The sequence below is a fragment of the Methylobacterium sp. E-045 genome, from assembly GCF_022829685.1.
In the GTDB taxonomy this organism is placed as follows: Bacteria; Pseudomonadota; Alphaproteobacteria; order Rhizobiales; family Beijerinckiaceae; genus Methylobacterium.
In genome coordinates, this window is record NZ_JAKSYE010000055.1 from 1 (window position 1) to 26224 (window position 26224).

Here is a 26224-nt window from a genome sequence, read left to right on the forward strand (position 1 = left end):
GCTCATGTCCTCGGACACGAAGAACTGGCATCCGGCCTGGAGCGCGGAGGCGATGGCGAGACTGTCCCACCACGAGAAGCGGTAGCGCTCCTCGATGACGATCGCCGCCCGGTGGGTCTGCGCGTCGAGGGGCGCCGTGCAGGCCGGATACAGGGCCGCGAGGTAGGATGCCGCCACGAAGGCCGATACGAGACGACGCTTATGGACGAGGACGGCGTAGCACTCGTTCACGATCTGCGGGCTGATGACCATACGGCTCTGCCCGAAGGCCTGCTTCAGAAGCCGCACGCTCCGGGCCCGCTTCGTCCCATCCTTCGGATCCATCGCGTAGATCAGCAGATTCGTGTCGACGAACAGCCGGCCGGTCATAGAGATCCTCGCGGGACGGCAGGTTCTCGGTCACGCCGGGCCATCCCGGACCGTCGAGGAAGACGTTGAGCGCCGCCAACCGGTCGGCGACGTCCGGCGCCCTGCGCTCGATGAGAGCGTGGCTGACGAAACGCGACAGGTTCTGACCGCGTCTGGCCGCCTCGACGCGAGCCCAGGCGAACAGGTCGTCGTCGAGGGTGATGGTGAGGTTCTTCATGAGCGATCCTCGCGATGGCCGAGATATCGTGTCCCCGTGTTTTCGTGTCAATCACGGCCGGTGGCCGCGGCATTGACCTGCTTGACGTCGTCCCAGCCGCGGCCCGCCAGGGCGAGGTGGACCTTGTTCTGGAAGCTCGCATCCTCGCCTGCCGCCAGCAGGGCGGCATGGTCCGCGACGGCGCGGCAGAGATCCTCCACCCAGGCCCGCTCGCCCTTGCCGAAATCGTTCAGGACGTAGGCATGGACCAGGGCCTTGTCGCCCGGATGACCGATCCCGAGGCGCACGCGCCGGTAATCGTTGCCGCATTGGGCCGTGATCGAGCGCAGACCGTTATGGCCGGCATTGCCGCCGCCGAGCTTCACCCGGAGCTTGGCCGGGGCGAGGTCGAGTTCGTCGTGCAGCACGATCACGTCGGAGAGCGCGATCTTGTAGAAGCGCTGCGCCTCCGAGACCGAGCGGCCGGACTCGTTCATGAAGGTCTGCGGCTTCAAGAGGACGACCCGTTCGGTGCCGAGGGTGGCCTCGGTCACCTCGCCCTGGAACTTGCGCCGCCACGGCCCGGCGCGGTGGACGCGTGCCATCTCGTCGAGGGCGAGAAAACCGATATTGTGGCGGTTGCCCGCGTAGCGGGCCCCTGGATTGCCGAGCCCGACGATCAGGCGCATGGCATCATCTCCAAGAAGGCTTCGTCACGAAGACGGACGAGCGGCGTCAAACGAAAAGATGCCCCGACCTCGCGGCCGGAGCACCTTTTGACAGGGACGGGACCGGGGCGCGAAGCCCCCGGGCCTCAATCCTCCTTCTTGTCGTCCTCGGCTTCGGCGGCCTCTTCGGCCTCAGCCTCGGCCTTCTCCTCGGCGGCTTCGTTCGACTGCGCCTCGGCGATCGCGGCCTCTTCGGCCTCGACCTCGGCGCCGAGCACGGTCGGCGGCACGATGTTGGCGACGACGGCCTCGGCCTCGCCGGTGAAGGTCGTGTTGGCCGGCAGCGTCACGGCTTCGATGTGGATCGAATCGCCGATCTGGAGACCGGTGAGATCGACCTCGACCGCATCGGGGATCGCGTCGGCGGGGACTTCGAGCGAGAGCGTGTGCAGGACGACGTTCAGGGTGCCGCCATTCTTCTTGATGCCGGGGGCCTCGTCCTCGTTGATGAAGTGCACGGGCACTTCGACGGTGAGGTTCTGGCCGGCGACGACACGCAGGAAATCGACATGCAGCGGCACGCCGGTCACCGGATCGAGCTGGAAGTCGCGCGGGATCGCGCGGGTCTTGCGGCCACCGGCGTTGATCTCGAACAGGGTGGTCTTGAAACCACCGGCGTAGATCAGGGTGCGGGTGCGGACGAGGTCGATGGCGATCGATTGCGGAGCCTGGCCACCACCATAGATGACGGCGGGAACGTTGCCCTGGCGACGAACTTCCCGGGCGGCCCCCTTGCCGACCCGGTCGCGTGCCACGGCCTCAAGCGGCTTTACTGCGCTCATGGCGTGATCCTTCAAAAAACAGAAAAATGCCGCGCAACGCCAAAGGCCGCCCGAAACGGACGGCCCTCACCGATCCACGACGCGCCCGTGCCTCCAAGGGTGTCTGGCGAGCGCGTGAGGTGCATACCCGCAAGAGCCGGCGAGCGCAACAAGAGCCGCGGAGCGCAACAATCGCCGTGACGCGATGGGGAGAATGCCCGGCATCTCGCGCATGCGGCGTTCATCATCCGGACGGTCGACTCCCGGCTCATGCGGACGGGCGAAGACTTCGTTCATTCGTCCCGGACGAGGATCGCACCCCGTGTGGCGAGGGATCCATCGATGGCGCATCCGGTCCTCTGGGCGTTGGGAACCACGTCTTTTGTGGCGAGCGTCAGCCTGGCCCTGGTGACGCAGTTCGAGAATGCCTCCCGCCCTCGTGACCGCGGCGCCGCGGTCCTCAACCTCGACCAGGCGGGCCTCGGCGGGACGAACCCGACCCGCTTCGCGCCCAACTCCGTCACCCTGGCGGCCGATTCCCTCGGGCATTTCTCCACCGAGGTCGACGTGGCGGGGCGCAGCCTGCGCATGCTGGTGGATACCGGGGCGAGCATCTGCGCGTTCAGCTACGAGGACGCGCAGCGCCTGGGGCTCCATGTCTACGAGCGCGATTTCAACCGCCGCATCGACACCGCCAACGGTGCCGTCTCTGCCGCCACCATTCGGGTCCCGGTGATGCGGATCGGGACGATCGGCGTCCGCGACGTCGAGGCGGTCGTTCTGCCGAAGGGGCGTCTCGGCAAGAGCCTCCTCGGCATGTCGTTCCTGAGGCGTCTCAACGACTTCAAGATGTCCGACGGCCGCTTGACGTTGCGCGGCTGACGCGGCCCGATTCTGCGCCGGCCTACTTCTGGCCGCCTGCCCCGGTGGCGAGGTTGCGGCGGGTATCGGCCTGTCCGCTGACGTCTCCGAAATACTTCGTCGCGTCGCCGAGTTGCATCGACGGCATGCAGTTCGGCGTGCACGAGTAGGATTCGCGGTCGAGTCCCCGCTGGACCGTGACGATCGATCCCTGCGCGGCCTGCACGCTGATGGTCGATTCGGCGAGCATCGTGCCGGACGCGTCGAGGGCGATGAGGTTGGTGGAGCCGAAGCTCTTGCCGGTGAGGATGACGATCCCGCTCTTCTGGAGCGCCACGTCCGCCACGAGGGGGTTGCCGACGATGACCGTCTGTGTCCGCTCCGGCAGGCGGATGACCTTGGCGTTGTCGACGTTCACCGCCACGATGGCCGGTGCCGTCTCCGCGAGGGACGGGGCCGCACCGAAGGCGAGGCAGAGAGCGATCCCGGTCGCCCTGGCGCATCCCTTCAAGGGCGAGGGTCTCGGCATTGACCGGTGGCCCATGGCTCGGGTGCTCTCGGTTGCGACGGTCGGGTTTCGAGACGATCGCGCGCGCCGGAACGGCCGGCGACCTTTGTCGTCACGAAAGTCCTAACGACGTGTTGGTAAACGAACATGTAACGTCGATCCTTCGTCGGCGGCCGTCGTTCGAGCTTGGCGGACGCCGGCTTTTCGTGTTTCGAGCGCTCACCGCGCGAGCGAAGGTTGCAATCCGTAATATTTCCCCGATTTCTCACGGTATTTCTGTCCGACAACTACTAACAAATGTCCGTTTACCATTTAATGTTTTTTTACCACATGGCAAACGAGAGGCATACGATCCCATTTTCAGACTCCGCTTAACGCAATTTCAAGATGAAGCGGGCCAACGTCATCCTCAGTCGCCGGTCGAAATATACCGCTCCTCGACGGCAACTCCGCAAGACGAACCCTCAAGGAATACGATCATGTCGAACCTCTTCAAGCGTTTTGCCGCCGACGAGTCGGGTGCAACGGCGATCGAATACGGTCTCATCGCGTCGCTCATCGCCGTCGCCATCATCACGGTCCTGACCACCCTCGGCGGCAATCTGACCAATACCCTCAGCAAGGTTGCGACCAACCTCAAGGCAAGCTGACGAGGTGGTCTGAAACGGGTCGAGTTCCGGCCGATCGTTTCAGGCTTGTGCACATGTTTCGCTCACGCGGGCATCGCGTGGATCGAACACCTCGCCGGACGATCCGACCCGATCGTCCGGCAGAGCACGTTGCCTGTGTCCCGCTTCCTGCGGACGGTGACGACGCGGTCCGACGGGTTCCCGACACCGCCTCTGTCGATGCGACCGAGCCCCCTGCGGCGAGGGTGTTTCACCGGCTGACCATCTGAATTCCGACCCCAGACCGAGACGGACCCGATGGCGAGTGTCACGCTCCTGATCGTCTTCCCGTTCCTGATGGCCTATGCGGCCGCTCGGGACCTGCTGACGATGACGATCCCCAACGCGGTGTCCCTGCTGCTGCTGCTCGGCTTCGCGATCTTCGCCGGTGCCACCGGCATCTGGGGCTGGGATCTCGTGGGCCATCTCGGAGCGGGAGCGGCGACCCTGGTCGTGACGTTCGGCCTCTTCGCCTTTCGCATCATCGGCGGAGGCGATGCCAAGCTCGCCGCCGCCACCGCCGTGTGGATCGGGTTCGACCGATTGGGCGAGTACCTGGTCGTCGCGTCGCTCGCCGGCGGCGCACTCACATTGGTGATCCTCGTCGCGCGGGCGCATCCCCTGCCGCGATGTCTCGGCCGCCTCCCCTTCGCCCTGCACCTTCATGACGCCAAGACCGGCGTACCCTATGGGATCGCCCTCTCCCTCGGAGCGCTGATCGTGATCCCGGAGACGATGATCTGGGCAAGGATGATGGCATCGTGAAGTCGGATGCACGCAACGGATGAACTTCCCGACGCGTGTCCGTAGCTTGCCGCACACGGTACTTGATCCGACTGACCTATCGTGGGTCGGACATCATTTGCATGCGTTAGTTTTCGTTAACCGTAATTTGAGGAATCCCGGCGAAGCCTAGACGGCGACGGCAGCAGGCCGTTCTGTCAGGTTCGAACACGGCGATGAAACCAGCCCGCCTTGCCGTCATCGCCATCGCGCTCTCAGCCGGTGCGGGCGCCGCATTCCTGATGAGCGGCGGAGATGCGCCGCCTCCGGTCCAGACCGTGGTCGAGGTCCCTCCTCCTCCCCCGCTGCCGGTGACGGATGTGCTGGTGGCCGCCGCCGACCTGCCGATGGGACAGAACATCCAGGCGGCCGACCTGCGCTGGCAGCCCTGGCCCGACCAGGCCATCACCGTCGGCTACATGACGCGCACGGCCTCGCCCAACGCCATGGACACCATCATCGGCTCGATCACCCGCAGCGCCTTCCTGGCGGGCGAGCCGATCCGCCCGCAGAAACTTGCCCGGTCCGACGGCGGCTTCATGGCGGCGATCCTGCCCTCCGGCATGCGCGCCGTCGCCATCGTCACCGATACGCGGGGGTCGAGTTCGGCCGGCGGATTCATCCTCCCCAACGACCACGTGGACGTCATCCGCACCTATCGCGACGAGGAATCGAGCCGCACCGGGGGTGGCGAGGTCCAGATTTCGGAGACCCTGCTCACCGATATCCGCGTGCTCGCCGTCGGCCAGATCGTTCAGGAGCGGAACGGGACCAACGTCGTCACCGGCGAGACCGCCACCCTCGCGCTGACACCCGCCCAGGCCGAAACCGTCACCCTGGCCCAGAAGGTGGGGCAGCTCTCCCTCTCCCTGCGCAGCCTCATGGATGCCGGCCGGACCGTGGATGCTCCGACGGAGACTCAGCAGGACACCGCCCTGACGGTCGTCCGCTTCGGTGTCGCCAAACAACAGCCGCGTCGCTGAGATGCCGAACCGCGCGATCATGAAAGATTTTCCGATGACCACGAGACACCGGGTCCGCGTGGGCAGCCTGTCCGTGTTCGCGGCCCTTGCCGGTCTGGTTCTCGCCGCCGCCTCCGCCGGGGCGGCGCCGCGGGACGGTTTCACCGCCGCCCCGATCGTCGATGTGGGCGGCAACGAATCCGGCACCTCGCGCCGCATCGAGCTGACGACGGGGCGCTCCCTCGTCATCGACCTGCCGCGCGACGCCAAGGAGGTCTTCGTCGCCAATCCGAAGGTGGCCAACGCCGTCGTGCGCTCGACCCGCAAAGTCTTCGTCATCGGCATGGAGGACGGCGCGACCTCGATCTTCATCATGGACGCCGAAGGCCGCCAGATCACCGCCCTCGACGTGACGGTCGCGCGGGACCTCAAGCTCGGGACCCTGCGGCAGATCCTGCTCCAGAGCATCGCGGGGGGGCGCTTCGACATCCGGACCGCCGGCGACTCGCTGATCCTGTCGGGCTCCGTCGGCTCGGCGGCCGAGGCGGCCCAGGCCATGGACATCGCCACCGCCTTCGTGGGCCAAGCCGGCGGTGCCGCCGGCGGCGGAACGGTCGCCAGGGGCGCCGTCATCAACAACCTCACCATCCGGGGCAAGGATCAGGTGATGCTCCGCGTCACCGTGGTCGAAGTGGCCCGGACCGTGCTGAAGCAGTTCGGCGTCAATCTCAGCGGCAACTGGTCCGGCCTCAACCTCGCGAACGTCGCGCCCTTCGGGCTCAATGGCGGCCAGTTCCCGAACGGGAACGAGATCAAGGCGACGATCAACGGCGGCGGCGGGGCGAGTGTCTCGGCCACCCTGCGGGCCTTCGAGCAGGCGGGCGTCTCACGCATTCTCGCCGAGCCGACGCTCACCGCGATCTCGGGGGAATCCGCGAAATTCACCGCCGGCGGGGAAATTCCCGTTCCCGCCTCGCAGAACTGCACGGGCGGCGTCTGCTCCATCGGCATCGCGTTCAAGACCTATGGCGTGACCCTGAACTTCACCCCCGTGGTGATGGCGGAGAACCGCATCTCCGTGCGTGTCGCCACGGAAGTCTCCGAGATCGACCAGACCAACTCCTTCACCTTCACTCAGGGCGATTCCGCCGTCGCCGTGCCCGGCTTCACCCTGCGGAAGACCGAGACCACCGTGGAACTCGCTTCCGGCGGGACCATGATGACCGCCGGCCTGATCCAGCAGCGCAACAAGGCCGCCGTCAGCGGACTGCCCGGCCTCGTGAACCTGCCCATCCTCGGTGCCCTGTTCCGTTCGCGCGACTACCAGCGCCAGGAGACCGAGCTCATGATCATGGTCACGCCCTACATCGCCAAGGCGATGGAGGCGAAGCAGGTCGTGCGGCCGGATGACGGCTTCATCGATGCCCAGGACGGTCAGGGCATCCTGCTCGGACGCCTCAACCGGGTCTACGGCGCGGGCGGCGCCGCGCCGCTGGGCGCCGGTTACCGGGGCCGCGTCGGCTTCATCACGGACTGACGCGACGATCCGAGACCGCGACACGACGACCTCCCGGGACGAAGCGGCCCAGGCACCATCAGGACCCGACCCCCATGTCATTCCCCCCCTTCCGCTCCCCCGCCGCAATCGTCGCCTCGATCGCCCTGGCCACCGCCCTGGGCGCGTGCCGCGCCGACCGGGCCGAGACCACCGGCTCGCTCTATCCGGCGGACTACCGGGTCCGTCATCCCATCGTGCTCGCCGACGCCACGCGGTCCCTGGACGTCTTCGTCACCGGCACCGGTCATATCGATCCGCGCCAGCGCGCCGAGATCGAGGCCTTCCTGCTGGAGTTCCGCCGCTACGGACGCGGCACCGTCATCCTCGACATGCCGCGCGGGGTCTCGCCGTCGCAGGGGGGCGCCGTGGAGCGGACCGGCGCGGCGATCCGCAGGCTCGCCGTCGACAACGGCGTCGGCGGACCGCAGATGATCGTCACCGGCTACGCGGTGGCGGACCCGTTCCTCGCCGCTCCGCTCCGCCTCAGCTTCCAGCGCATGGAGGCGAAGGTCGCCAGCCAATGCGGTGTCTGGCCCCAGGATCTCGGCGTCGGAAGCCCGGCCTTCTCCGCGCGCAACGAGACCCATTGGAATCTCGGCTGCGCCATGCAGGCCAATATCGCGACCCAGGTGGCCGATCCGGTCGACCTCGTCCGCGGCCGGCCGGAAGGGCGCATCGACTCGATCCGCCGCACCGTCGACATCAATAAGCTGCGGGAGGGCAAGGATCCGTCAACCATATGGCGTCAGGATGGGAAGACGTCGGTGAAGGCAGCCATCGACAACTGATCGGCCCGTCCCTTCCCGTCGTTCGACAGAGCTTCGGCCCTCGTTGTTACCCAAAGACCGGACCCGCCCCATGCCTGACTTCATCGAGTCACCCGAGCGCGTCATCGCTCCGGTGCCGCGGATCACGATCCAGGCATTCTGCGAGACCGGCGAGACCGCCGCGTCGATCGAGGCGGCGGGAAGCGACAGGCGGCTGCAGAAGGCCCAGATCAAGATCCAGATGGGCGGCGGCCCCGCCGCCGTCGAGGCCTTCCGCCACGCCCCCACGCCGAACGTCGTGATCCTGGAGACCCAGAGCGCGAAGTCCCGTCCCCTGGAGATCCTCGATTCCCTGGCGGAGGTCTGTGACGAAGGGACGAAGGTCGTCGTCATCGGCCACATCAACGACGTGCATCTCTATCGCCAGTTCATCCAGCGCGGCGTGAGCGAGTATCTCATGGCGCCGGTGGAGCCGATCGTCCTGATCCAGGCCCTGTCCGACCTGTTCGCGGCCCCCGGCGCCAAGCCCCTCGGCCGCACCATCGCGGTGGTCGGCGCCAAGGGAGGCGTCGGCTCCTCCACCATCGCCCACAACCTGGCCTGGACCGTGGCGCGCGAGCACGGGATGGCGACGGTCATCGCCGATCTCGACATCGCCTTCGGTACGGCGAGCCTCAACTTCAACCAGGACCCGCCGCAGGGGATCGCGGAGGCGGTCTTCGCCCCCGAGCGCCTCGATTCCAACCTCCTCGACCGGCTGCTCTCGAAATGCAGCGACAACCTCTCGCTCCTCTCGGCGCCGGCCATCCTCGAACGGACCACGGACCTGACCGAGCCGTCCTTCGACAACCTCATCGACCTCCTGCGCGCGGCCGTGCCCTGCGTGGTCCTGGACGTGCCCCATACCTGGTCGGCCTGGACCCGGCGCCTGCTGATCTCCTCGGACGAGATCATCGTCGTCGCCCAGCCGGAGCTCGCCTCCCTGCGCAATGCCAAGAACCTGCTGACCCTGCTGCAGCAGAACCGGCCCAACGACGCCCGGCCGCGCATCGTCCTCAACAGCGTCGGCGTGCCCAAGCGTCCGGAAATCGCGGCGGGCGAGTTCGCCAAGGCCCTGGACGCCACGCTGACGGCGACGATCCCGTACGATCCGGCCCTGTTCGGCACGGCGGCCAATAACGGTCAGATGATCGCCGAGGTCCAGGCGGGCGCAAAGGCTTCGGACGTGTTCTCCGAACTCGCCGCGCGCATGATCGGCCGTCCCGAGACCCGCCGTGCCCGCGGGAACCTGTTCGAGCCTCTGCTGTCGCGACTGTCCCGCCGCAAGGCGTCGTGATGGCCGCACCCCGCCTGGAGGTCCGTCATGTTCGGTAGGAGGAGCCCGGCCTCGGAGGTCCCGACGGCGATCGCGGTTCCGTCCGCGCCCAAGCCGCAGGTTCCGTTTCCCGTCCTCGACGACCAGCCGGGCGTGGCGAAGCCCCCCCGGGCGGAACGGCTTGTTCCCGTCCGGGAGGCGGTGAAGTCGGAGGATTACTTCCGCACCAAGAGCATGATCTTCGGCGCGCTGATCGAGGCCATCGATCTGGCGCAGCTGTCGCGCCTCGACGTCGAATCGGCGCGCGAGGAGATCCGCGACATCGTCTCGGAGATCATCGGCCTCAAGAACATCGTCCTGTCCATCGCCGAGCAGGAGGAACTCCTCGACGACATCTGCAACGATGTCCTCGGCTACGGACCTCTGGAGCCGCTGCTGGCCCGCGACGACATCGCCGACATAATGGTCAACGGCGCCAACCGGGCCTTCATCGAGGTCGGGGGCAAGATCCAGCTGACCAACGTGCGCTTCCGCGACAACCAGCAGCTGATGAACATCTGCCAGCGCATCGTCAGCCAGGTCGGCCGGCGCGTCGACGAATCCTCGCCGATCTGCGACGCGCGCCTGCCCGACGGGTCCCGCGTCAACATCATCGCGCCGCCGCTCGCCATCGACGGGCCGGTCCTCACCATCCGCAAGTTCAAGAAGGACAAGCTCACCCTCGACCAGCTCGTCACCTTCGGGGCGATCTCGCCGGAAGGCGCGCGGATCTTGCAGATCATCGGCCGCGTCCGCTGCAACGTGGTGATTTCCGGCGGCACCGGGTCCGGCAAGACCACCCTGCTGAACTGCCTGACGCGCTACATCGACGAGGACGAGCGCATCATCACCTGCGAGGACGCGGCCGAGCTGCAACTGCAGCAGGCCCATGTCGTGCGCCTGGAGACCCGGCCCGCGAACATGGAAGGGTCGGGGCAGGTCACCATGCGCGACCTCGTGAGAAACTGCCTGCGCATGCGGCCAGAGCGGATCATCGTCGGCGAGGTTCGCGGCCCGGAGGCGTTCGATCTGCTCCAGGCGATGAATACCGGCCATGACGGCTCGATGGGCACGCTCCACGCCAACTCCCCGCGCGAGGCGCTGGCCCGCATCGAATCGATGATCACCATGGGCGGGTTCAGCCTGCCCTCGCGGACCCTGCGGGAGATGATCGTCGGGTCGATCGACGTCATCGTCCAGGCGACGCGCCTGCGTGACGGCTCGCGCCGCATCACCCACATCACCGAGGTGATGGGCCTCGAGGGCGACGTCATCATCACCCAGGACCTCTTCGTCTACGATGTCCTCGGCGAGGACGCCAACGGCAGGCTCCTCGGGCGCCACCGCTCCACCGGCATCGGCCGTCCGCGCTTCTGGGAGCGCGCGCGCTATTACGGTGAGGAGAAGGCCCTGGCGGCCGCCCTCGATGCGGCGGCCTACGACGCCGGCAATACATGAACGCCGTGCAGATGCCTCTCGCCGTCGGGCTCGCGGCCGTCGCGGCCGGGGCCGTCGCCTATGCCGTGCTGACCCCCCTCCTGTCGGGGGAGAGCCGGGCGGCCAAGCGCAGGCAGGCGGTCAGCATGGTGACCTCCCCCGCTCATCGCGCGGTCACGGCGAACCGGCGCGAACAGGTGGCCAAGAGCCTGAAGGAAGTCGAGGCCAAGCGCGGCGGGACGACGGTCACCCTCGACCTCAAGATCGCCCGGGCCGGACTGGACTGGACGAAGCAGAAGTTCCGGGTCGTCTCCGCGCTCATGGCAATCGTCACCGCCCTCGTCATCTTCGTGATCACCTCGCACAAGCTCGCGACGCTGGCGGCCCTCTTCGCCGGCGGGTTCGGTCTGCCCCTGTGGATGCTGAGCATCCTGCGCAAGCGGCGCATCAACGCCTTCATCACCGAATTGCCCACCGCCATCGACATCATCACCCGCGGCGTGCGCGCGGGCATCCCGGTGGGCGACTGTTTCCGCATCATCGCGCGGGAAGCCGAGGAGCCGATCCGCGGCGAGTTTCGCCAGGTGGTGGAAGCCCAGACCCTCGGTCTCAGCCTCGGCGATGCGATGGTGCGGATGTACGAGCGGGTGCCCGTTTCCGACGTCAACTTCTTCGCCATCGTCATCGGCATCCAGGGCCGGTCCGGCGGCAACCTCTCGGAAGCCCTGAGCAACCTCTCCAAGGTGCTGCGCGAGCGCAAGAAGATGGCCGGGAAGATCCAGGCCATGAGCATGGAGGCCAAGGCGTCCGGCGGCATCATCGCCGCCCTGCCCTTCATCGTCGCGGTGCTGACCTACCTGTCCAGCCCCGACTACATCTCGCTGCTCTGGACGACGGATACCGGCAAGATGGCCCTCGTCGCATCCGCAATCTGGATGTCGATCGGGATCTTCGTGATGAAGAAGATGATCAGCTTCGAGGTCTGACCGCCCATGTTGTCCCTCATCGGCGAAAAGCTCATCGATCCGCGCTTCATCGGCATGGTTCTGGCCGGGGTGGCGGCTGCGGCGACCGCGTTCGCCCTGCTGCAGCCGCTCATCGAGCCCGACAAGCTCAACAAGCGGATGAAGCTGATCGGTGACGAGCGCGAGGAATTGCGCCGGCGGGAGCGCGACCGGCTCAACAACCGGTCCACCCTGCGGGTGGCGCCGAAGGCCTACATGAAGCGGGTCGTGGATCAGTTCAACCTGAGCCGCTGGCTCGGGACCGATACCGCCCGACGCCAGCTGATCATGGCAGGATACCGCTCGCCGGGGGCGGAGACCGGGTTCCTGTTCTTCCGCATGGTCACCCCGATCGCGGTGGGCCTCGCGGCGATCTTCTACCTCTTCGTCCTGAAGGTGCTGGACTACTCCGTCACCATCCGCCTCATGATGGTCATCGCGGCGCTCCTGCTCGGCATCAAGGCGCCCGAGCTCTACCTGCTCAATGCCACGAAGAAGCGTCAGGCCGAGATCCAGGCGGCCTGGCCCGATGCCCTCGACCTCGCCCTGATCTGCGTCGAATCCGGGATGTCGGTGGAGCACGCCATCCGCCGGGTCAGCATCGAGGCCGTCACGCAATCCGTCGCGCTGGCGGAGGAACTCGCCGTCACGGCGGCGGAACTGTCCTACCTGCCCGATCGCCGCCTGGCGTTCGAGAACCTCGCCAACCGTGTGGGCCTCGATTCCGTCAAGGCGGTCGCCACCGCGTTGATCCAGGCCGAGCGCTACGGCACGCCCATGGGCCAGGCCCTGCGCGTGCTGTCCCAGGAAAGCCGCGACCAGCGCATGAACGCCGCGGAGAAGAAGGCCGCCGCCCTGCCGCCGAAGCTTACCGTGCCGATGATCCTGTTCTTCCTGCCGGTGCTGTTCGTCGTGATCCTGACGCCGGCGATCATCCAGATCTACCGCTGAGGCGCCGCCGCGCCTCTTTGATGGCCCATCGGATCGGCAATGCCGGCGACATCGTCGGCACCCGGGGCGACGATGGCATCGCCGACGCTGGGGGATACGTCTCGATCGAGGGCCGAGACGACGACGTCATCGTCTGAAAGGGAGGGCCGTTTCGCTCGTCGTGGCGCCGCCGTTCAGCCGCGCGGCATCTCGCCGGCGAGGGGGCGGCTCGAGGCTCTCGGTGGTTTCTGCGCCCGGACCTGGGCGGTCATCGCCCGCAGGGAGGCGGCATTGGCCGCCGCCTCTTCCGGGGTCAGGTCACCCCGGGTCACCTCCTCGGCCTCCGCGAGCTTGCCCCTCAACCCGAGGACCAAAGCGAGGTTCTGGCGTACGCGTGCATCCGCGCGCGGCTGCGCCACGGCGTTGCGCATCACGGCCTCCGCCTGGTCGAGCTGTCTGGCCAGGGCATAGGAGAGCCCGAGATTGGACAGGACCATGGGGTCGTTCGGCTGGATCTTCAGCGCGGCCTCGTAGAAGCCCTGCGCGCGGGCATGGTCGCCCATCTGGTCGGCCACCGCGCCCTGGGCGGACAGGACGCGCCAGTCCGGCCGGGCCGGGGTATGGGCGTTCTGGAGCACTTCGGCGGCTTCGGTGAAGCGTCCGACCTCCGCCAGGGCCTTGCCGTAGGCCGCCAGCACGGCCGAGTTCTTGGCGTTGCGCAGGGCCGTCTGCTGCAGCACGGCCACGGCCTGCGGCTTCTGGTTCGTGGCCTTGAGCGCCTGCGCGTAGCGCAGGGCGAGGCCGACATCGGCCTGGTCGGCATTGTATTTCTGGCCGAGGGTGTCGACGTCGCGCAGGGTCACCACCTCGCGGCTCGGCGCACGCCCGAAGCTCTTGAGGGAGGGGCCGCCGATCGAGCCGGTGGTCTCCGGTGAGCGCGACTGACAGGCGCTCGCCAGGAGGCCGAGGAGCACCACACCGGCCAGTCGCAGCGGCAGCGACGGAGAGGATTGGGGCTGGTCTGAACGCAACGACACCATGACGTGCTCCCACGAGCCTGCCGGTGGACGCTTCACGCCGCCGGTCGGGCAGTGATAGACCGTTAACCCTAATCGCCGGTTAACCCGACGTCAGGGCTTCCAAGGGTCAGCCGGCCGCGCCACGCAATGCCCTCGAGTTCCGACCCTGCCCCATTTCAGCGCCGACGATCCCGCCGCCCTTCCGATCTTCTGCATCCGGAGCGAGGAGTGGAGCCGCTTCGAAACCGACCTCGCCGCGCGGCACAGGGTCTTCGCCAAGGCGATCGACTTCGCCCCCAAGGCCGGACGGGTGGCGCTGCTTCCCGCCGAGGATGGCAGCATCGATCGGGTCCTGTTCGGCCTCGGAGACGGAGCCGATCCGTTCCTGGTCGGCAAGCTGCCCTCGCTCCTGCCGCCCGGGACCTACCGGCTCGAACCCACGCCCTCCCTCGACAGGCAGGCCGCGTCCCTGGCGTGGCTGCTCGGAAGCTATCGCTTCACGCGCTACCGCAAGCCGTCGCCGACGGGGCCCGTCCTCGTGACCCCGGAGGGGGTCGACGCCGCCGAGATACAACGGATCTCCGAGGCCGTCGCCCTCGGGCGCGACCTCGTCAATACGCCCTCCAACGATCTCGGCCCCGAGGAGATCGAGGCCGTCGCCCGAGCGCTGGCCGATCGCCACGGTGCGGCGATCTCCGTGTCCCAGGGCGCGGAGCTCGCCCGCGACTTCCCCCTCGTCCACGCGGTCGGCGCGGCCTCGCCCCGCGCGCCCCGCCTCATCGACATGACCTGGGGGGACGCGAACGCTCCGAAAGTCACCCTCGTCGGCAAGGGCGTCGTCTTCGACACGGGCGGCCTCGACATCAAGCCGTCGAGCGGCATGCTGCTGATGAAGAAGGACATGGGCGGTTCGGCCGCCGCCCTCGCCGCCGCCGCGATGATCATGGGCGCCGGCTTGAACCTGCGCCTGCGCGTCATCGTTCCCACCGTCGAGAACGCCATCGCCGGCAACGCGTTCAGGCCCGGCGACGTGTTCAGGAGCCGCGCCGGGCTGACCGTGGAGATCGGCAATACCGATGCCGAGGGGCGCCTGATCCTCGCCGACGCCCTCGCCCTCGCGGATGAGGAGAAGCCCGATCTCCTCATCGATTTCGCCACCCTTACCGGAGCGGCGCGGGTCGCCCTCGGTCCCGATCTGCCGGCCTTCTTTACCGAGGACGATGCCCTCGCCTCCTCCGTCTCGGAGGCGGGAGAACGAGCCGTCGATCCGGTCTGGCGGCTGCCGCTCCACAGGCCCTATGCGAGCCTGCTCGAGTCCAAGGTGGCGGACCTCAACAACGTCTCCGGCGGCCCCTTCGCGGGGGCGATCACCGCCGCCCTGTTCCTGCGGCGGTTCGCGCCGGGCACGCGGGCGCATGTGCATTTCGATCTGTACGGCTGGAACCCGTCGACGAAGCCCGGCCGGCCGGAGGGCGGCGAGGTCCAGACCGCCCGCCTCGTCTATGCCCTCCTGAAGGAGCACTATCCGGCACGGTAGGGAGGGGGGTCAGGCCGCCAGCTGCGCCTTCTCCGCGATATAGGCGACGCGGACGACGTCCTTGCCATAGGCTCGCTCCAGGCGGCGCACGGTGAAATGGGCGCGCGCCATCGCCTGGAAATGGTTCATGAAGGCGGTGTTCACGGCGGCCCCCCCGAACGCGCCGAGGATCGGCACCGCCTGCGCGGCGACCTTCTGCGAGACGACGAGGCCGAACCGCGCCGCGATCTGCGTCGAGAAGCGGATCAGGGCCGGGGCCGCCTCGTCGAGGAGGGCGCGGTTGCCGGCATAGCGCGCCGCTTCCGACATGGTCTTGGCCAGCGCCGCGCGTACGGCGAAATACCCGCTCTCCGTCAGCGCCGTCTCGGCGCCGCTGCGTCCGCCGAGTGCGAAGACCTGGACGCAGGCCAGGGCATTTTCCGGGTCCGACAGGTCCTCGCCCTCCTCCCGCGCGATCTGCGCGATGGAGCGCAGCATCAGCGTGGTCGAGACCGGCAGTTCCACCGGCAGGGTGGCGATGCCGAAGGCGCCGCCCACCGCGCCGGACAGGGCCGCCATGGCCTTGTGTCCGAAATCGCCGGTGGGCAGGAATCGCGCGAAGCGCTCGCCCGCCGTGGATGAGGCCACCGGCGCGGGAAGGTCGTCGATCACCGACGAGTCGGTGGCATCGGTGGCATCGCCGGCCGCTGCCGGGACGACGGTCCTCTCGGCCTCCGGCAGGGTGGCGAGGGCCACGCGCAGGGCCGTGCGCATCGCCCCTTCCGTGGCGCGCGACACCGCGTCGGTCACGGGCGCCGGAAGGCTGCGGCTGATCATGTCGAGGGGAGCCCCCGCCGCCGCGGACAGGCGCGCGGCGAGGCCCGGCGTCTCCAGCGTGCGGACGGCACGAACGAGGGCGGCGTGGTCGGCATCGGTGAGGTCCGGGCCGGCCGACGCTTCGGCCGGGGTGGAGCGGGTGTCGTCGACGAGGGAAATGTTGCTCACTTCTGCGGTCTCATTCGTGTTTCGGGCGCCGGCGCGCCGGGCCGATCGCTGGATGCAAGCGTGAGGCCCGCTTGATGGTTCCCGCTCACGGCCTCGGTGTCACCGGAGGCGGCGGTCTCGAACGCGGCGGTCTCGGCGGCGGCGCGGGCGGCGCTGCGCTCGCCGGCACGCCCGACGAAGAAGCAGAGGATCACCACCGGGATGCCCACCGCCGCCGTGAGGGCGAAGAAGACCGGGTAGCCGTAGCTCGCCACCATGAAGCCGGACGTGCCCGCCACGAGTTTTCCCGGCAGCGCGTAGAGCGAGGAGAACAGCGCGTATTGCGTGGCCGCGAAGCCCGGAGCCGTGAGGCTCGACATGTAGGCGATGAGCGCCATGCCGGCGAAGGAGCCGCAGAAATTGTCGATGGAGATCGCCGCCGTCAGGCGCCACACCTCCGGTCCGCCATAGGACAGCCACGAGAACGAGAGGTTGGAGGCTGCGCCCAGGAACGCCCCGGTGACGAGGGTGGGGAACAGGCCGAACCGGGTCATCGCCCAGCCGCCGACGAAGGCCCCGGCGATGCCGACCCAGATGCCGTAGAGCTTCGACACCGCGCCGATCTCGGTGAGGGTGAAGCCGACCTGCTTATAGAGCGGGCTCGCCATCACGCCGGAGATGAAATCCGGCATGCGATAGAACGCGACGAGGATCAGGATCGCCCACAGGCCGGGGCCGAGGCGGGTATGCAATTCGGTGAGGGGTTCGAGGACCGCGGCGCGGAACGACCAGACCTTCGCCGGAGCACCGGCCGGCGGCGCCGATGCGGCGCCCAAAGCCTCGGCGTGCTCTCTGTCGTAGGCGGGGGCCAGGAGCGCGGCGATCATGCCGACGCCCATGAGCCCGGCCATGCTGAAATAGGCCACCGACCACCCCGCCCAGTCGGCGATGAACAGGGCGCCGGCCCCGGCGCACATGAGCGCCAGCCGGTAGCCGAGGTTCGAGGTCGCCGCCATGACGCCCTGGAGATCGGTGCCGGCGGCATCGATGCGCCATCCGTCGATGACCACGTCCTGGGTCGCGGCGCAGATCGCCACCAGGAACGCCCCGAGGCCGAGGAGGACGAGGCTGGTCGCCGGGTTGGCGGTCGCCATGAGGGAGAGCGCGAGGGCGACGGCCACCTGTGTGGCGATCATCCAGGACCGCCGCCGGCCGATGCGGACGCTCAAGAGGGGAATGTCGAACCGGTCGATGAGCGGCGCCCAGAGGAACTTGAGGGTGTAGGGCAGCGCCAGATAGCTGAAGAGGCCGATCGCCTTGATGTCCACGTCGGAATAGGCGAGCCGCGTGGAGAAGGTGCCGAGCACGAGGAGCAGCGGTAGGCCGGAGGAGAAGCCCAGGGCCAGCATCAGGACGATGCGCGGATCCTCGAAGATATCCCGCAAGGCGAGCTTGCGCACCTTTCCCGATATCGCTGGACTCTGGGCCATTCGTGGAACTCCTGAAGGCTTATGACCCTTGAGGGTCGGCTGCCATGTCCGCCGGACGCTGGTTCGTCCAAGGGGGCATGACGACGCGGTCCGGCCCGTGCCGCCGCGCGTGACCGAAGGGAAGAATGGTCACCAGGAACTTAATGAGTGCGCGGAGTTTGTAGGTAGCTATTGGCTCGGAATGAGACATATTCCTAGCGGACGAGTCTATGTCACGAGGCAACGTCCTCGCGATCTATTTGCCGAGGCGATCGTTTCGGTCTGTACCGTCGACGTGCTGCTGTCATTCCGAGAGGGCGGTGGTGCAAGCGTGATGTCAGGATGATGGGTAGCAACAACAAACAGGTTTCGGCCGAACTCCGCCCGGTGGGCAACGCCTCCGTGGATGCCACGATGTTCGCCATGGCGTTCGACGCCAGTCCCACGCCCATGGTGGTGACCGACCCCCGTCTTGCCGACAACCCCATCGTCTGGGTCAACGACGCGTTTCTGAACCTCACCGGTTATGCACGCGCTGAACTGCAGGGCCGCAACTGCCGCCTGCTCCAGGGACCCGACAGCGATCCGCGGACGGTCGACGCCATTCGCGACGCCATGAGGCGGCAGGCACCCGTTGAGGTCGAGCTGTGCAACTATCGTAAGGACGGCTCCTCCTTCTGGAACGCCATGACGATCTCGCCGGTCCGGAACGATGCGGGCGAGCTGATCTATTATTACGCCGCCCAGGCCGACATGACCGGGAAACACGCTCTCGAACTCGCCCTGCAGGGAACGAACGACGAACTCGAACGGCAGGTGCACGAGCAGACCGCCGACCTGCGGGCCGCCTTGGAAGAGAAGACAGCCCTGCTCCACGAGGTCGACCATCGGGTCAAGAACAACCTGCAGGTCATCTCCTCCCTGGTGCTGCTGAAGGCGCGGCGAACCCCCCAGGGCGAGGCACGGGACGCCCTGCAGGGCATGGCCGAGCGCATCGGCGCGCTCTCCATGGTCCATCGCATGCTCTATTCGGCCGGGGACGTGAGCCGCTTCAATCTGGAAGAGTTCGCCGACGATTTCATGTCCGACCTCACCGCCGGCATCGATCCGGCGCGCACGGCGGTCACCGCCGAGATCGATCCGATCTCCCTGCCGGCCGCCATCGCGGCACCCCTCGCCCTGATGCTGCACGAACTCGCGACCAACGCCGTGCGCCACGCTTTTCCGGATGACCGCGAAGGGCGGGTCAGCATTTCCGCCCGCCGGTGTGACACCGGCCTGCGCCTCCTGATCGAGGATGACGGGATCGGACGGAAGGCCGCGCCGCCGAACCCGGCCGGGTTCGGCTGTTCCCTGGTGGAAATGGTGGTCAAGCAATTGCGCGGGGTCATCACCTGGCACGAACCCGGCGCGGGCACGCGCGTCGAGATCGTCATTCCCCTGCATGCGGAGAGCTCGCGGCCGGGCACGACTGCACCGCGCGAAGTCGCCCTAGGGCAGGCAGGGTGAGCGGCGGCGACGGACTTCGCATTCTCGTCGTCGAGGACGAGGCGCTCATCGCCCTCGAACTCCAATGTCTCCTGGAAGATCTCGGCTACGTCATCGCCGGCGTGGCGAGTAGCTCGGCCGAGGCGATCGAACTCGGGCGGGCGACCGCCCCCGACATCGCCCTGGTGGACATCCACCTCATCGACGGTCCGACGGGGATCGAGGTGGCGAGGATGCTGAGCCGCGATCCGCGCACCAGCGTCGTGTTCATGACCGCCAACGACAAGCGCATCCCCGCGGATTTTGCCGGCGCGCTGGGAGTCATCGCTAAGCCCTATTCGGAACGCGCGGTCGCCGGCGCCTTGCGCTACGTGGCGACGATCCGGGCCGGCGGCCAACCCGTCTCGGACGGATCGGACGGGTTCCGGCCGGCATCGCAGGATGTGGCGGAGGATGCTTACTGGGCGCGGAAACCCGGGGCCGGGCCTGGGCCCTGACGCCGCCGGGCCTCAGTTCATGCCATCCCGCGCCGCCTTCTTGAGGCGATAGAGCACCTCCAGCGCCTCGCGCGGTGTCAGGGCGTCGGGATCGATCCCGTCCAGCTCCTGTCGCAGGGGATCGTCCTTAGACGGAGCCTGGACCTCCGGCAGGGGCGGCGGCGCGAGGCTGGCGAAGAGCGGCAGGTCGTCGATGCGGGGACGGGTCGGGCGGTCGCGCTCGGCCTTCTCCAGGTTCTTCAGGATCGAGCCGGCCCGTGCGATGACCCCGGCGGGCAGGCCCGCGAGGCGGGCGACCTGAAGGCCGTAGGACCGCTCGGCCACCCCCGGCACGACCTCGTGTAGGAACACCACCTCGCCCTTGTGCTCGGCGACCTTCAGCGTCGCGTTGTCGAGGCGCGTGAGACGCTGGCTCAGGGCGGTGAGTTCGTGGAAATGGGTGGCGAACAGCGCGCGGCACCCGTTCTGCTCGTGGAGATATTCGAGGCAGGCCCAGGCGATGGAGAGGCCGTCGAAGGTCGCCGTTCCCCGGCCGATCTCGTCGAGGATGACGAGGGAATGCCGGCTCGCCTGGTTCAGGATCGCGGCCGTCTCCACCATCTCCACCATGAAGGTCGACTGCCCGCGCGCGAGGTCGTCGGCGGCGCCGACCCGCGAGAACAGGCGGTCCACGACGCCGAGATGCACGCGGGTGGCCGGAACGAAGGCGCCCATCTGGGCGAGGACGGCGATGAGGGCGTTCTGGCGCAGGAAGGTCGACTTGCCGCCCATGTTCGGCCCGGTGATGAGCCGGATGCGGCCGCGCCCTTCGCCGGAGAGGTCGCAATCGTTGGCGATGAACGGCTCGCCGGACCGCCTGAGGGCCGATTCCACCACCGGGTGACGGCCGCCTTCCACGACGAAGCTGAAACTGTCGTCGACGAAGGGCCGGCGCCAATCCCGTTCCACCGCCAGTTCGGCGTGGGAGGCGGTGACGTCGAGGCAGGCGAGGGCGTCGGCGATGGCGGCGATGGTCTCGGCCTGCGCCATGATCCGCGCCGCCAGGGCGTCGAAGACCTCGGTTTCGAGGGCGAGGGCACGCTCGGCCGCCCCGGAGATGCGGCTCTCCAGCCCATTGAGTTCCACGCTCGAGAACCGCATGGCGTCGATCATGGTCTGGCGATGGATGAACGTCTCGCGCAGGGCGCCCTTGAGGCAGGTCTCGCCCACCGCCTGAGGCACCTCGATGTAATAGCCGAGCATGTTGTTGTGCTTGATCCGCAGGGTGCGGCAGCCGGTCTCCTCGGCATAGCGCGCCTGCAGCCCGGCGATGACCTTGCGCGAATCCTGGCCGAGAAGGCGCGCCTCGTCGATCTCGCCGTCATAGCCGGCGCGGACGAAGCCGCCGTCGCGGCGGTTCAGGGGAAGGTCGTCGGCGAGCGCCGCGCGCAGATGCTCGACGAGGTCGGCATCCACCGTGCCGAGGCGCTGGACGAGGCCGGCGAGGTCCTCCGGCAAGGCCGCGACCTGCCCGCAGCGCTGGGAGATCGCCAGGGCCGCGTCGAGGCCGTCGCGCAGGGCCGCCAGATCGCGCGGGCCGCCGCGCCCGAGGCCGAGCCGCGACAGGGCGCGGGCGATGTCGGGCGCCCGGGCCAGGGCGTCGCGCAGGCTGCGGCGAAGGGCGCCGTCCTCGACCAGGAACGACACCGCCTCGTGGCGGCGCGTGATCGCCGACAGGTCGGTGAGGGGGCCGGCGAGATGCTCGGCGAGGAGGCGTGCGCCGATGGCCGACACAGTGCGGTCGATGGCATCGAGCAGGCTGCCCGTGCGCTCGCCGGACAGGGTTCGCGTGAGTTCGAGGTTGGCGCGGGTCGCCGCATCGATGGCCAGGGTCGCGCCGCTCGTCTCCCGCGTCGGCGGCGACAGGGCGGGCCGGGCACCGATCTGCGTGCGCTCGATATAGAGGAGCGCAGCCCCCGCCGCGGCGAGTTCAGCCCGGCCGAACTGCCCGAACCCGTCGAGGGTCGAGACGCCGAACTGTTCCTTGATCCGCCGCTCCGCCGAGGCGGGTTCGAGCTCCGCCTGCGCCAGGGGCGTGACGGGCGCCTTCACGTCGCGCCAGAGGGCGGCCAGAGACGGATCGGAATGGATGGCCTCGGACAGCACGATCTCGCGCGGATCGTGGCGGGCGATGGCCGCGCCGAGTTCGCCCTCGGGCACCTCGCTCAGGGAGAAGCGGCCGGTGGAGATGTCCACGGCGGCGATGCCGTAGGCGTAGCCGGATTCCGAGAACTTGCGGCGGCCGAGGGCCAGGAGGATGCTGGCCCGCGCCGGGTCGAGGAGGCGGTCCTCGGTGATCGTGCCGGGGGTGACGAGGCGGACGACCTCGCGCCGGACCACGGATTTCGGGCCGCGCTTCTTGGCCTCCGCCGGATCCTCGGTCTGAGCGCAGACCGCCACCCGATGCCCGAGGGCGATGAGGCGGCTGAGATAATCGTCCGAGCGCTCAACCGGCACGCCGCACATGGGGATGTCGGCCCCGCCATGCTTGCCGCGTTTCGTCAGGACGATGCCGAGGGCGCGCGATGCGATCTCCGCGTCCTCGAAGAACAGTTCGTAGAAATCCCCCATCCGGTAGAACAGGAGGCAATCCGTGTTGGCCGCCTTGATCTCGATGTACTGCGCCATCATCGGCGTCGCACCGGCGATGTCGAGGGGCGAGGTGCTCACCGTCTCCTCGGCCGGGACGCTGGTCTTCGGGCTGGAGCGGGCGGCGCGCTGGGACATGCGCCACCATAGCAGAGGCCGTGGGACCGGATCAGCGGCCCTCTCGGCATCATCTGGGGAGAACCGTCCCGCGACGAAAAAAGGCCGATGCGTCTCCGCACCGGCCCTCCTGACGATCGAGCTGCTCGTGTCTCAGTAGCGGGGGCCGCCCGACGTGGTGCCCTTGCGCTGCATGTAGCCCGGCTGCTGCGGGTTGCGCGAGTTCGGATCGCCGTGGCTGTAGGCGGCGGGGGCGCGGTGACGACGCACGCCGTGACGATGGTGGTGGTGGCGATGGCGCATGCCGCGATGGCTGGCGTAGCCCGGATGATGGCCGCGGGTGACCACCTCAGTGGTGAGCGACTCGCCGGCGATCACGGGAGCGGCCGGCATGGCCGGGGCGGCGGAAGCGGCGCCGAGGCCGAGTGCGCTGAAAAAGGTTCCTGCCGCCAGGGCAAGTGCAATCTTGGTCATCGAGTAGTCCATCCGTTTGGATCGCGCCGCGCGCGTCGAGGCAACAAGTCGTTCGCCCGGACTCCGTTCCCATTCTTTTCGCCGCAAGATTACGCAGCGAAAACACGGTGAACGCGGCAGAATCATGGGATGATTTTCGCATCGCGCACGTGATCCGCGCCGGCATGGCAAAACGGGGTTGCGCATCCTCCGGCTTGCCCGCACCACCACATCCGCGATGGCGACACACTCATCCCCCTCAGCGGCCCTCCCGATCGACTCGGCCCTGCCGGGCCTGCTCGCCGCCCTCGAAGGCGGACCGTCGGCGGTGCTCGTGGCCCCCCCCGGCGCCGGCAAGACCACCCGCGTGCCGCTGGCGCTCCTCGACGCGCCGTGGCTCGGCGCGAATGGCCGGATCATCCTCCTCGAACCGCGGCGCCTGGCGGCGCGGGGCGCGGCCGAGCGGATGGCCGCGACCCTGGGAGAGCGCGTGGGAGAGACCGTGGGCCTGCGCGTCCGCCTCGGCTCGAAGATCTCGCGGGCGACGCGGATCGAGGTCGTCACCGAGGGCGTCTTCACCCGCATGATTCTCGACGATCCCGAACTGTCGGGCATCGGCGCGGTGATCTTTGACGAGTTCCACGAACGCTCCCTCGATGCCGATCTCGGACTCGCCCTCGCCCTCGACGCCCAGGGCGGTCTGCGCGACGACCTGCGCATCCTGGTCATGTCCGCCACCCTCGACGGCGCGCGGGTCTCGCGCCTCATGGGCGATGCGCGGATCGTCGAATCGGAAGGGCGGGCCTACCCGGTGGAGACACGCCACACGGAGCGCGATCCGAACCGGCGGATCGAGGAGGCCATGGCCGACGTCATCCTGCGCGCCCTGCGGGCCGATCCCGGCTCCGTCCTCGCCTTCCTCCCCGGACAGGGCGAGATCCGCCGGGTGGCGGGGCTTCTCGCCGGGCGCGTGGACGCGCAGACCGAGATCACGCCCCTCTACGGCGCGCTTCCCCCGGCCGAGCAGGACCGCGCCGTGGCGCCCGCCCCGCCCGGAACCCGGAAAGTCGTGCTCGCCACCAGCATCGCCGAGACCTCGCTCACCATCGAGGGCGTCCGCATTGTCGTCGATTCCGGCCTGTCCCGCGTGCCGCTCTACGAGCCCGGCATCGGCCTGACCCGCCTCGTCACCGCGCGCGCCTCCCGCGCCTCGGTGGACCAGCGGCGCGGCCGCGCGGGGCGGACCGAGCCGGGCATCTGTCACCGCCTCTGGTCGGAGGCGGCGACCAGTGCCCTCGAACCCTTCACGCGGCCGGAAATCCTGGCCGCCGACCTCTCCGGCCTGCTCCTCGATTGCGCCGCCTGGGGCGTCTCCGATCCCACCACCCTGTCGTTCCTCGACGCCCCGCCGGCGCCCGCCCTGGCGGAGGCGCGCGCGATGCTGCGCGACCTCGCCGCCCTCGATCCCGACGGGCGCCTCACCGAGACGGGGCGGGCCTTGCGCGCCATCCCCCTCCCCCCGCGCCTCGCCCGGATGGTGGTCGCGGCGGCCGGGTTCGGGCGGGCGCGGGAGGCGGCCGACCTCGCCGCCATCCTGGTGGAGCGCGGGCTCGGGGGCGACGATGCCGACCTCTCCGTCCGCGCCGACCGGTTCGCGCGGGACCGCGGACCCCGCGCCTCCGACATGCGGCGTCTGGCGCGCGGCTGGGCCGAGCAGGCCGGCGCATTTGCGGGCGCGGGAACGACGGCGGAAGTCGGCGGGGCCGGGGCGCTCCTCGCCCTCGCCTATCCCGACCGCGTCGCCCGCTCACGGGGGCGGGACGGCGAGTTCGTCATGGCGAACGGACGCGCCGGGCGGGTGGACCCGGCCTCGGCCCTTGCCCGCGAACCCTTCCTCGTGGTGGCCGACATCGCCGGCACGGCGGCCTTGGGGCGCATCCTCGCCGCCGCCGCGATCACCCTGGACGAGATCGAGGCCGCGTTCGCGGAGCGGATCGATTCCGTCACCCAGGTTAGTTTCGACAAGGGCTCCCGCTCCCTGCGGGCGCGCGCGTCCCGCCGCCTCGGCGCGGCGACGATCGGCGAGCGGATCCTGCCGGTGCCGCAGGACGCGGCATCGGCCGTCATCCTGGCGCGGGGCATCGCCGGGCTCGGCCTCGAGTGCCTGCCCTGGACGCCGGCCCTTGCCCAATGGCGGTCCCGCCTGAGCTTCCTCCGCGCGGCCGAGGGCGACGCATGGCCGGACCTCTCAGACGCGGCGTTGAGCGCAGCGGTGGAGGCGTGGCTCGCCCCGGAGATCGAAGGACGCACGAGTCTGGACGCCGTCACCGCCGACGATCTCGGCCGCGCGCTCCACGCGCTCCTCCCCTGGGAGATGCGCCACCGCCTCGACGCGGAGGCCCCGACCCATGTGGAGGTACCCACGGGATCGCGCATTCCCATCGACTACGATGCCGAGGGCGGGCCGGTCCTGGCCGTCCGGGTGCAGGAGCTGTTCGGCCTCGACCGCCATCCCGCCATCGCCGGCGGCCGCGTGCCCCTGGTCCTCCACCTGCTCTCACCGGCCTCGCGGCCGATCCAGATCACGAAGGATCTGCCCGGCTTCTGGCGCGGCTCCTGGAGTGCCGTGCGCGCCGAGATGCGCGGGCGCTATCCGCGCCATCCCTGGCCGGACGATCCGGTGACCGAGCCGCCGACCCGGCGGGTGAAGCCGAAGGGGACATGATGGACACGCTCACTTGGCTCGCGGCGCTCTTCGATCCGCGAGGCCGGTCGTCCCGCCGGAGCTATCATCGCCGGTTGATCGGGATGCTGCTGCTCTTCGTCGTCTCCGGCAGCGTCGCCATCCTGGCCGCGTCGCTGGACGCGCGGTTCGCGGGCCTCGCCATCGTCGGTGTGACCCTGGCCGGGACGGCGGCCTTCCTCGTGGTGGCGACGATCCGGCGCCTGCACGACCGGGGCCGGACGGGATGGTGGATGCTGCCCGACGTCATCACCACCCTGGCGGGCTTCGCGCCGTTCGAGACCCTCGCCGACGTCTATCCGTGGCCCGTGATCGCCGCCACGCTGGCCATGACCGGGTTCAATCTATGGTTCTTCGTCGAGACCGTCTGCCGGCGGGGTACGCCCGGCCCGAACCGCTACGGGCCGGAGCCTGAGCGGTAAGC

General features: G+C 68.9%; 24 protein-coding genes. 15 read left to right on the plus strand and 9 right to left on the minus strand.

The genetic code is table 11. From position 1 onward, the window contains the following. The 3 genes from MKK51_RS07100 to MKK51_RS07110 form a co-directional block, all read right to left on the minus strand. On the minus strand, positions 1-369 hold a 369-nt coding region (locus MKK51_RS07100; protein WP_243975955.1), incomplete at its 3' end, for a PIN domain-containing protein. 264 nt (positions 370-633) lie between these two features. Then, complete coding sequence (gene pth / locus MKK51_RS07105; RefSeq protein WP_243975956.1) at positions 634-1254, minus strand: aminoacyl-tRNA hydrolase; 621 nt, start codon at positions 1252-1254, stop codon at positions 634-636. A 125-nt stretch (positions 1255-1379) separates the two neighbouring features. Next, positions 1380-2075: a 50S ribosomal protein L25/general stress protein Ctc gene (locus MKK51_RS07110; protein ID WP_243975957.1), complete on the minus strand. Its 696-nt coding sequence runs from the start codon at positions 2073-2075 to the stop codon at positions 1380-1382. A gap of 321 nt (positions 2076-2396) precedes the next feature. On the opposite strand from MKK51_RS07110, the gene MKK51_RS07115 reads away from it, so the two are divergent. Continuing rightward, positions 2397-2936, plus strand: a complete 540-nt coding sequence (locus MKK51_RS07115) for a TIGR02281 family clan AA aspartic protease (protein ID WP_243975958.1) — start codon at positions 2397-2399, stop codon at positions 2934-2936. A 22-nt stretch (positions 2937-2958) separates the two neighbouring features. On the opposite strand, the gene MKK51_RS07120 is transcribed toward MKK51_RS07115, so the two are convergent. Continuing rightward, positions 2959-3444: a pilus assembly protein N-terminal domain-containing protein gene (locus MKK51_RS07120; protein WP_243975959.1), complete on the minus strand. Its 486-nt coding sequence runs from the start codon at positions 3442-3444 to the stop codon at positions 2959-2961. A 458-nt stretch (positions 3445-3902) separates the two neighbouring features. On the opposite strand from MKK51_RS07120, the gene MKK51_RS07125 reads away from it, so the two are divergent. From MKK51_RS07125 to MKK51_RS07165, 9 genes are all read left to right on the plus strand, one after another. Continuing rightward, positions 3903-4073, plus strand: coding sequence for a Flp family type IVb pilin (locus tag MKK51_RS07125; RefSeq protein ID WP_243975960.1), 171 nt, complete (start codon positions 3903-3905; stop codon positions 4071-4073). 276 nt (positions 4074-4349) lie between these two features. Next, positions 4350-4856 (plus strand): prepilin peptidase, encoded by a 507-nt coding sequence (locus MKK51_RS07130; protein WP_243975961.1) that lies wholly within the window; start codon positions 4350-4352, stop codon positions 4854-4856. Positions 4857-5050: 194 nt separating this feature from the next. Continuing rightward, entirely contained in the window at positions 5051-5857 is an 807-nt protein-coding gene (gene cpaB / locus MKK51_RS07135; protein WP_243975962.1) for a Flp pilus assembly protein CpaB, read from the plus strand. Positions 5858-5891: 34 nt separating this feature from the next. Further along, positions 5892-7373, plus strand: a complete 1482-nt coding sequence (locus MKK51_RS07140) for a type II and III secretion system protein family protein (RefSeq protein ID WP_243975964.1) — start codon at positions 5892-5894, stop codon at positions 7371-7373. A gap of 74 nt (positions 7374-7447) precedes the next feature. Beyond that, positions 7448-8182, plus strand: coding sequence for a CpaD family pilus assembly protein (locus tag MKK51_RS07145; RefSeq protein WP_243975966.1), 735 nt, complete (start codon positions 7448-7450; stop codon positions 8180-8182). 70 nt (positions 8183-8252) lie between these two features. Beyond that, complete coding sequence (locus MKK51_RS07150) at positions 8253-9497, plus strand: CpaE family protein (protein ID WP_243975968.1); 1245 nt, start codon at positions 8253-8255, stop codon at positions 9495-9497. 27 nt (positions 9498-9524) lie between these two features. After that, the gene (locus MKK51_RS07155; RefSeq protein WP_243975969.1) at positions 9525-10973 is read left to right on the plus strand and encodes a CpaF family protein; all 1449 of its coding nucleotides are present in this window, start codon (positions 9525-9527) and stop codon (positions 10971-10973) included. Continuing rightward, positions 10970-11938: a type II secretion system F family protein gene (locus tag MKK51_RS07160; protein WP_243975970.1), complete on the plus strand. Its 969-nt coding sequence runs from the start codon at positions 10970-10972 to the stop codon at positions 11936-11938. The genes MKK51_RS07155 and MKK51_RS07160 overlap by 4 nt, the downstream gene beginning before the upstream one ends. A gap of 6 nt (positions 11939-11944) precedes the next feature. Then, entirely contained in the window at positions 11945-12907 is a 963-nt protein-coding gene (locus tag MKK51_RS07165; protein ID WP_243975971.1) for a type II secretion system F family protein, read from the plus strand. Positions 12908-13080: 173 nt separating this feature from the next. Here the strand turns inward: MKK51_RS07165 and MKK51_RS07170 are convergent, their stop codons facing one another. Then, the gene (locus tag MKK51_RS07170) at positions 13081-13926 is read right to left on the minus strand and encodes a tetratricopeptide repeat protein (protein WP_243975972.1); all 846 of its coding nucleotides are present in this window, start codon (positions 13924-13926) and stop codon (positions 13081-13083) included. A 184-nt stretch (positions 13927-14110) separates the two neighbouring features. On the opposite strand from MKK51_RS07170, the gene MKK51_RS07175 reads away from it, so the two are divergent. Continuing rightward, positions 14111-15442, plus strand: coding sequence for a leucyl aminopeptidase family protein (locus MKK51_RS07175; RefSeq protein WP_409565636.1), 1332 nt, complete (start codon positions 14111-14113; stop codon positions 15440-15442). A gap of 9 nt (positions 15443-15451) precedes the next feature. On the opposite strand, the gene MKK51_RS07180 is transcribed toward MKK51_RS07175, so the two are convergent. Beyond that, positions 15452-16426, minus strand: coding sequence for an EcsC family protein (locus MKK51_RS07180; RefSeq protein WP_243975973.1), 975 nt, complete (start codon positions 16424-16426; stop codon positions 15452-15454). After that, positions 16423-17895, minus strand: a complete 1473-nt coding sequence (locus MKK51_RS07185; RefSeq protein ID WP_243975974.1) for an AmpG family muropeptide MFS transporter — start codon at positions 17893-17895, stop codon at positions 16423-16425. The genes MKK51_RS07180 and MKK51_RS07185 overlap by 4 nt, the downstream gene beginning before the upstream one ends. Before the next feature lie 321 nt (positions 17896-18216). On the opposite strand from MKK51_RS07185, the gene MKK51_RS07190 reads away from it, so the two are divergent. Together MKK51_RS07190 and MKK51_RS07195 are read left to right on the plus strand one after the other, a co-directional pair. Beyond that, complete coding sequence (locus MKK51_RS07190; protein ID WP_409565634.1) at positions 18217-19383, plus strand: histidine kinase dimerization/phosphoacceptor domain -containing protein; 1167 nt, start codon at positions 18217-18219, stop codon at positions 19381-19383. Beyond that, positions 19380-19859 (plus strand): response regulator, encoded by a 480-nt coding sequence (locus MKK51_RS07195; RefSeq protein WP_243975976.1) that lies wholly within the window; start codon positions 19380-19382, stop codon positions 19857-19859. Before MKK51_RS07190 ends, MKK51_RS07195 begins: the two co-directional genes overlap by 4 nt. 12 nt (positions 19860-19871) lie before the next feature. On the opposite strand, the gene mutS is transcribed toward MKK51_RS07195, so the two are convergent. Both mutS and MKK51_RS07205 read right to left on the minus strand, forming a co-directional pair. Beyond that, the gene (mutS, locus tag MKK51_RS07200) at positions 19872-22625 is read right to left on the minus strand and encodes a DNA mismatch repair protein MutS (protein ID WP_243975977.1); all 2754 of its coding nucleotides are present in this window, start codon (positions 22623-22625) and stop codon (positions 19872-19874) included. Positions 22626-22757: 132 nt separating this feature from the next. After that, positions 22758-23078, minus strand: coding sequence for a hypothetical protein (locus MKK51_RS07205; RefSeq protein WP_243975978.1), 321 nt, complete (start codon positions 23076-23078; stop codon positions 22758-22760). A 217-nt stretch (positions 23079-23295) separates the two neighbouring features. Between MKK51_RS07205 and hrpB the strand changes: the two genes are divergently transcribed. Then, positions 23296-25782: an ATP-dependent helicase HrpB gene (gene hrpB, locus MKK51_RS07210; RefSeq protein WP_243975979.1), complete on the plus strand. Its 2487-nt coding sequence runs from the start codon at positions 23296-23298 to the stop codon at positions 25780-25782. Next, complete coding sequence (locus MKK51_RS07215) at positions 25779-26222, plus strand: DUF805 domain-containing protein (RefSeq protein ID WP_243975980.1); 444 nt, start codon at positions 25779-25781, stop codon at positions 26220-26222. Before hrpB ends, MKK51_RS07215 begins: the two co-directional genes overlap by 4 nt. Positions 26223-26224: the final 2 nt, after the last annotated feature.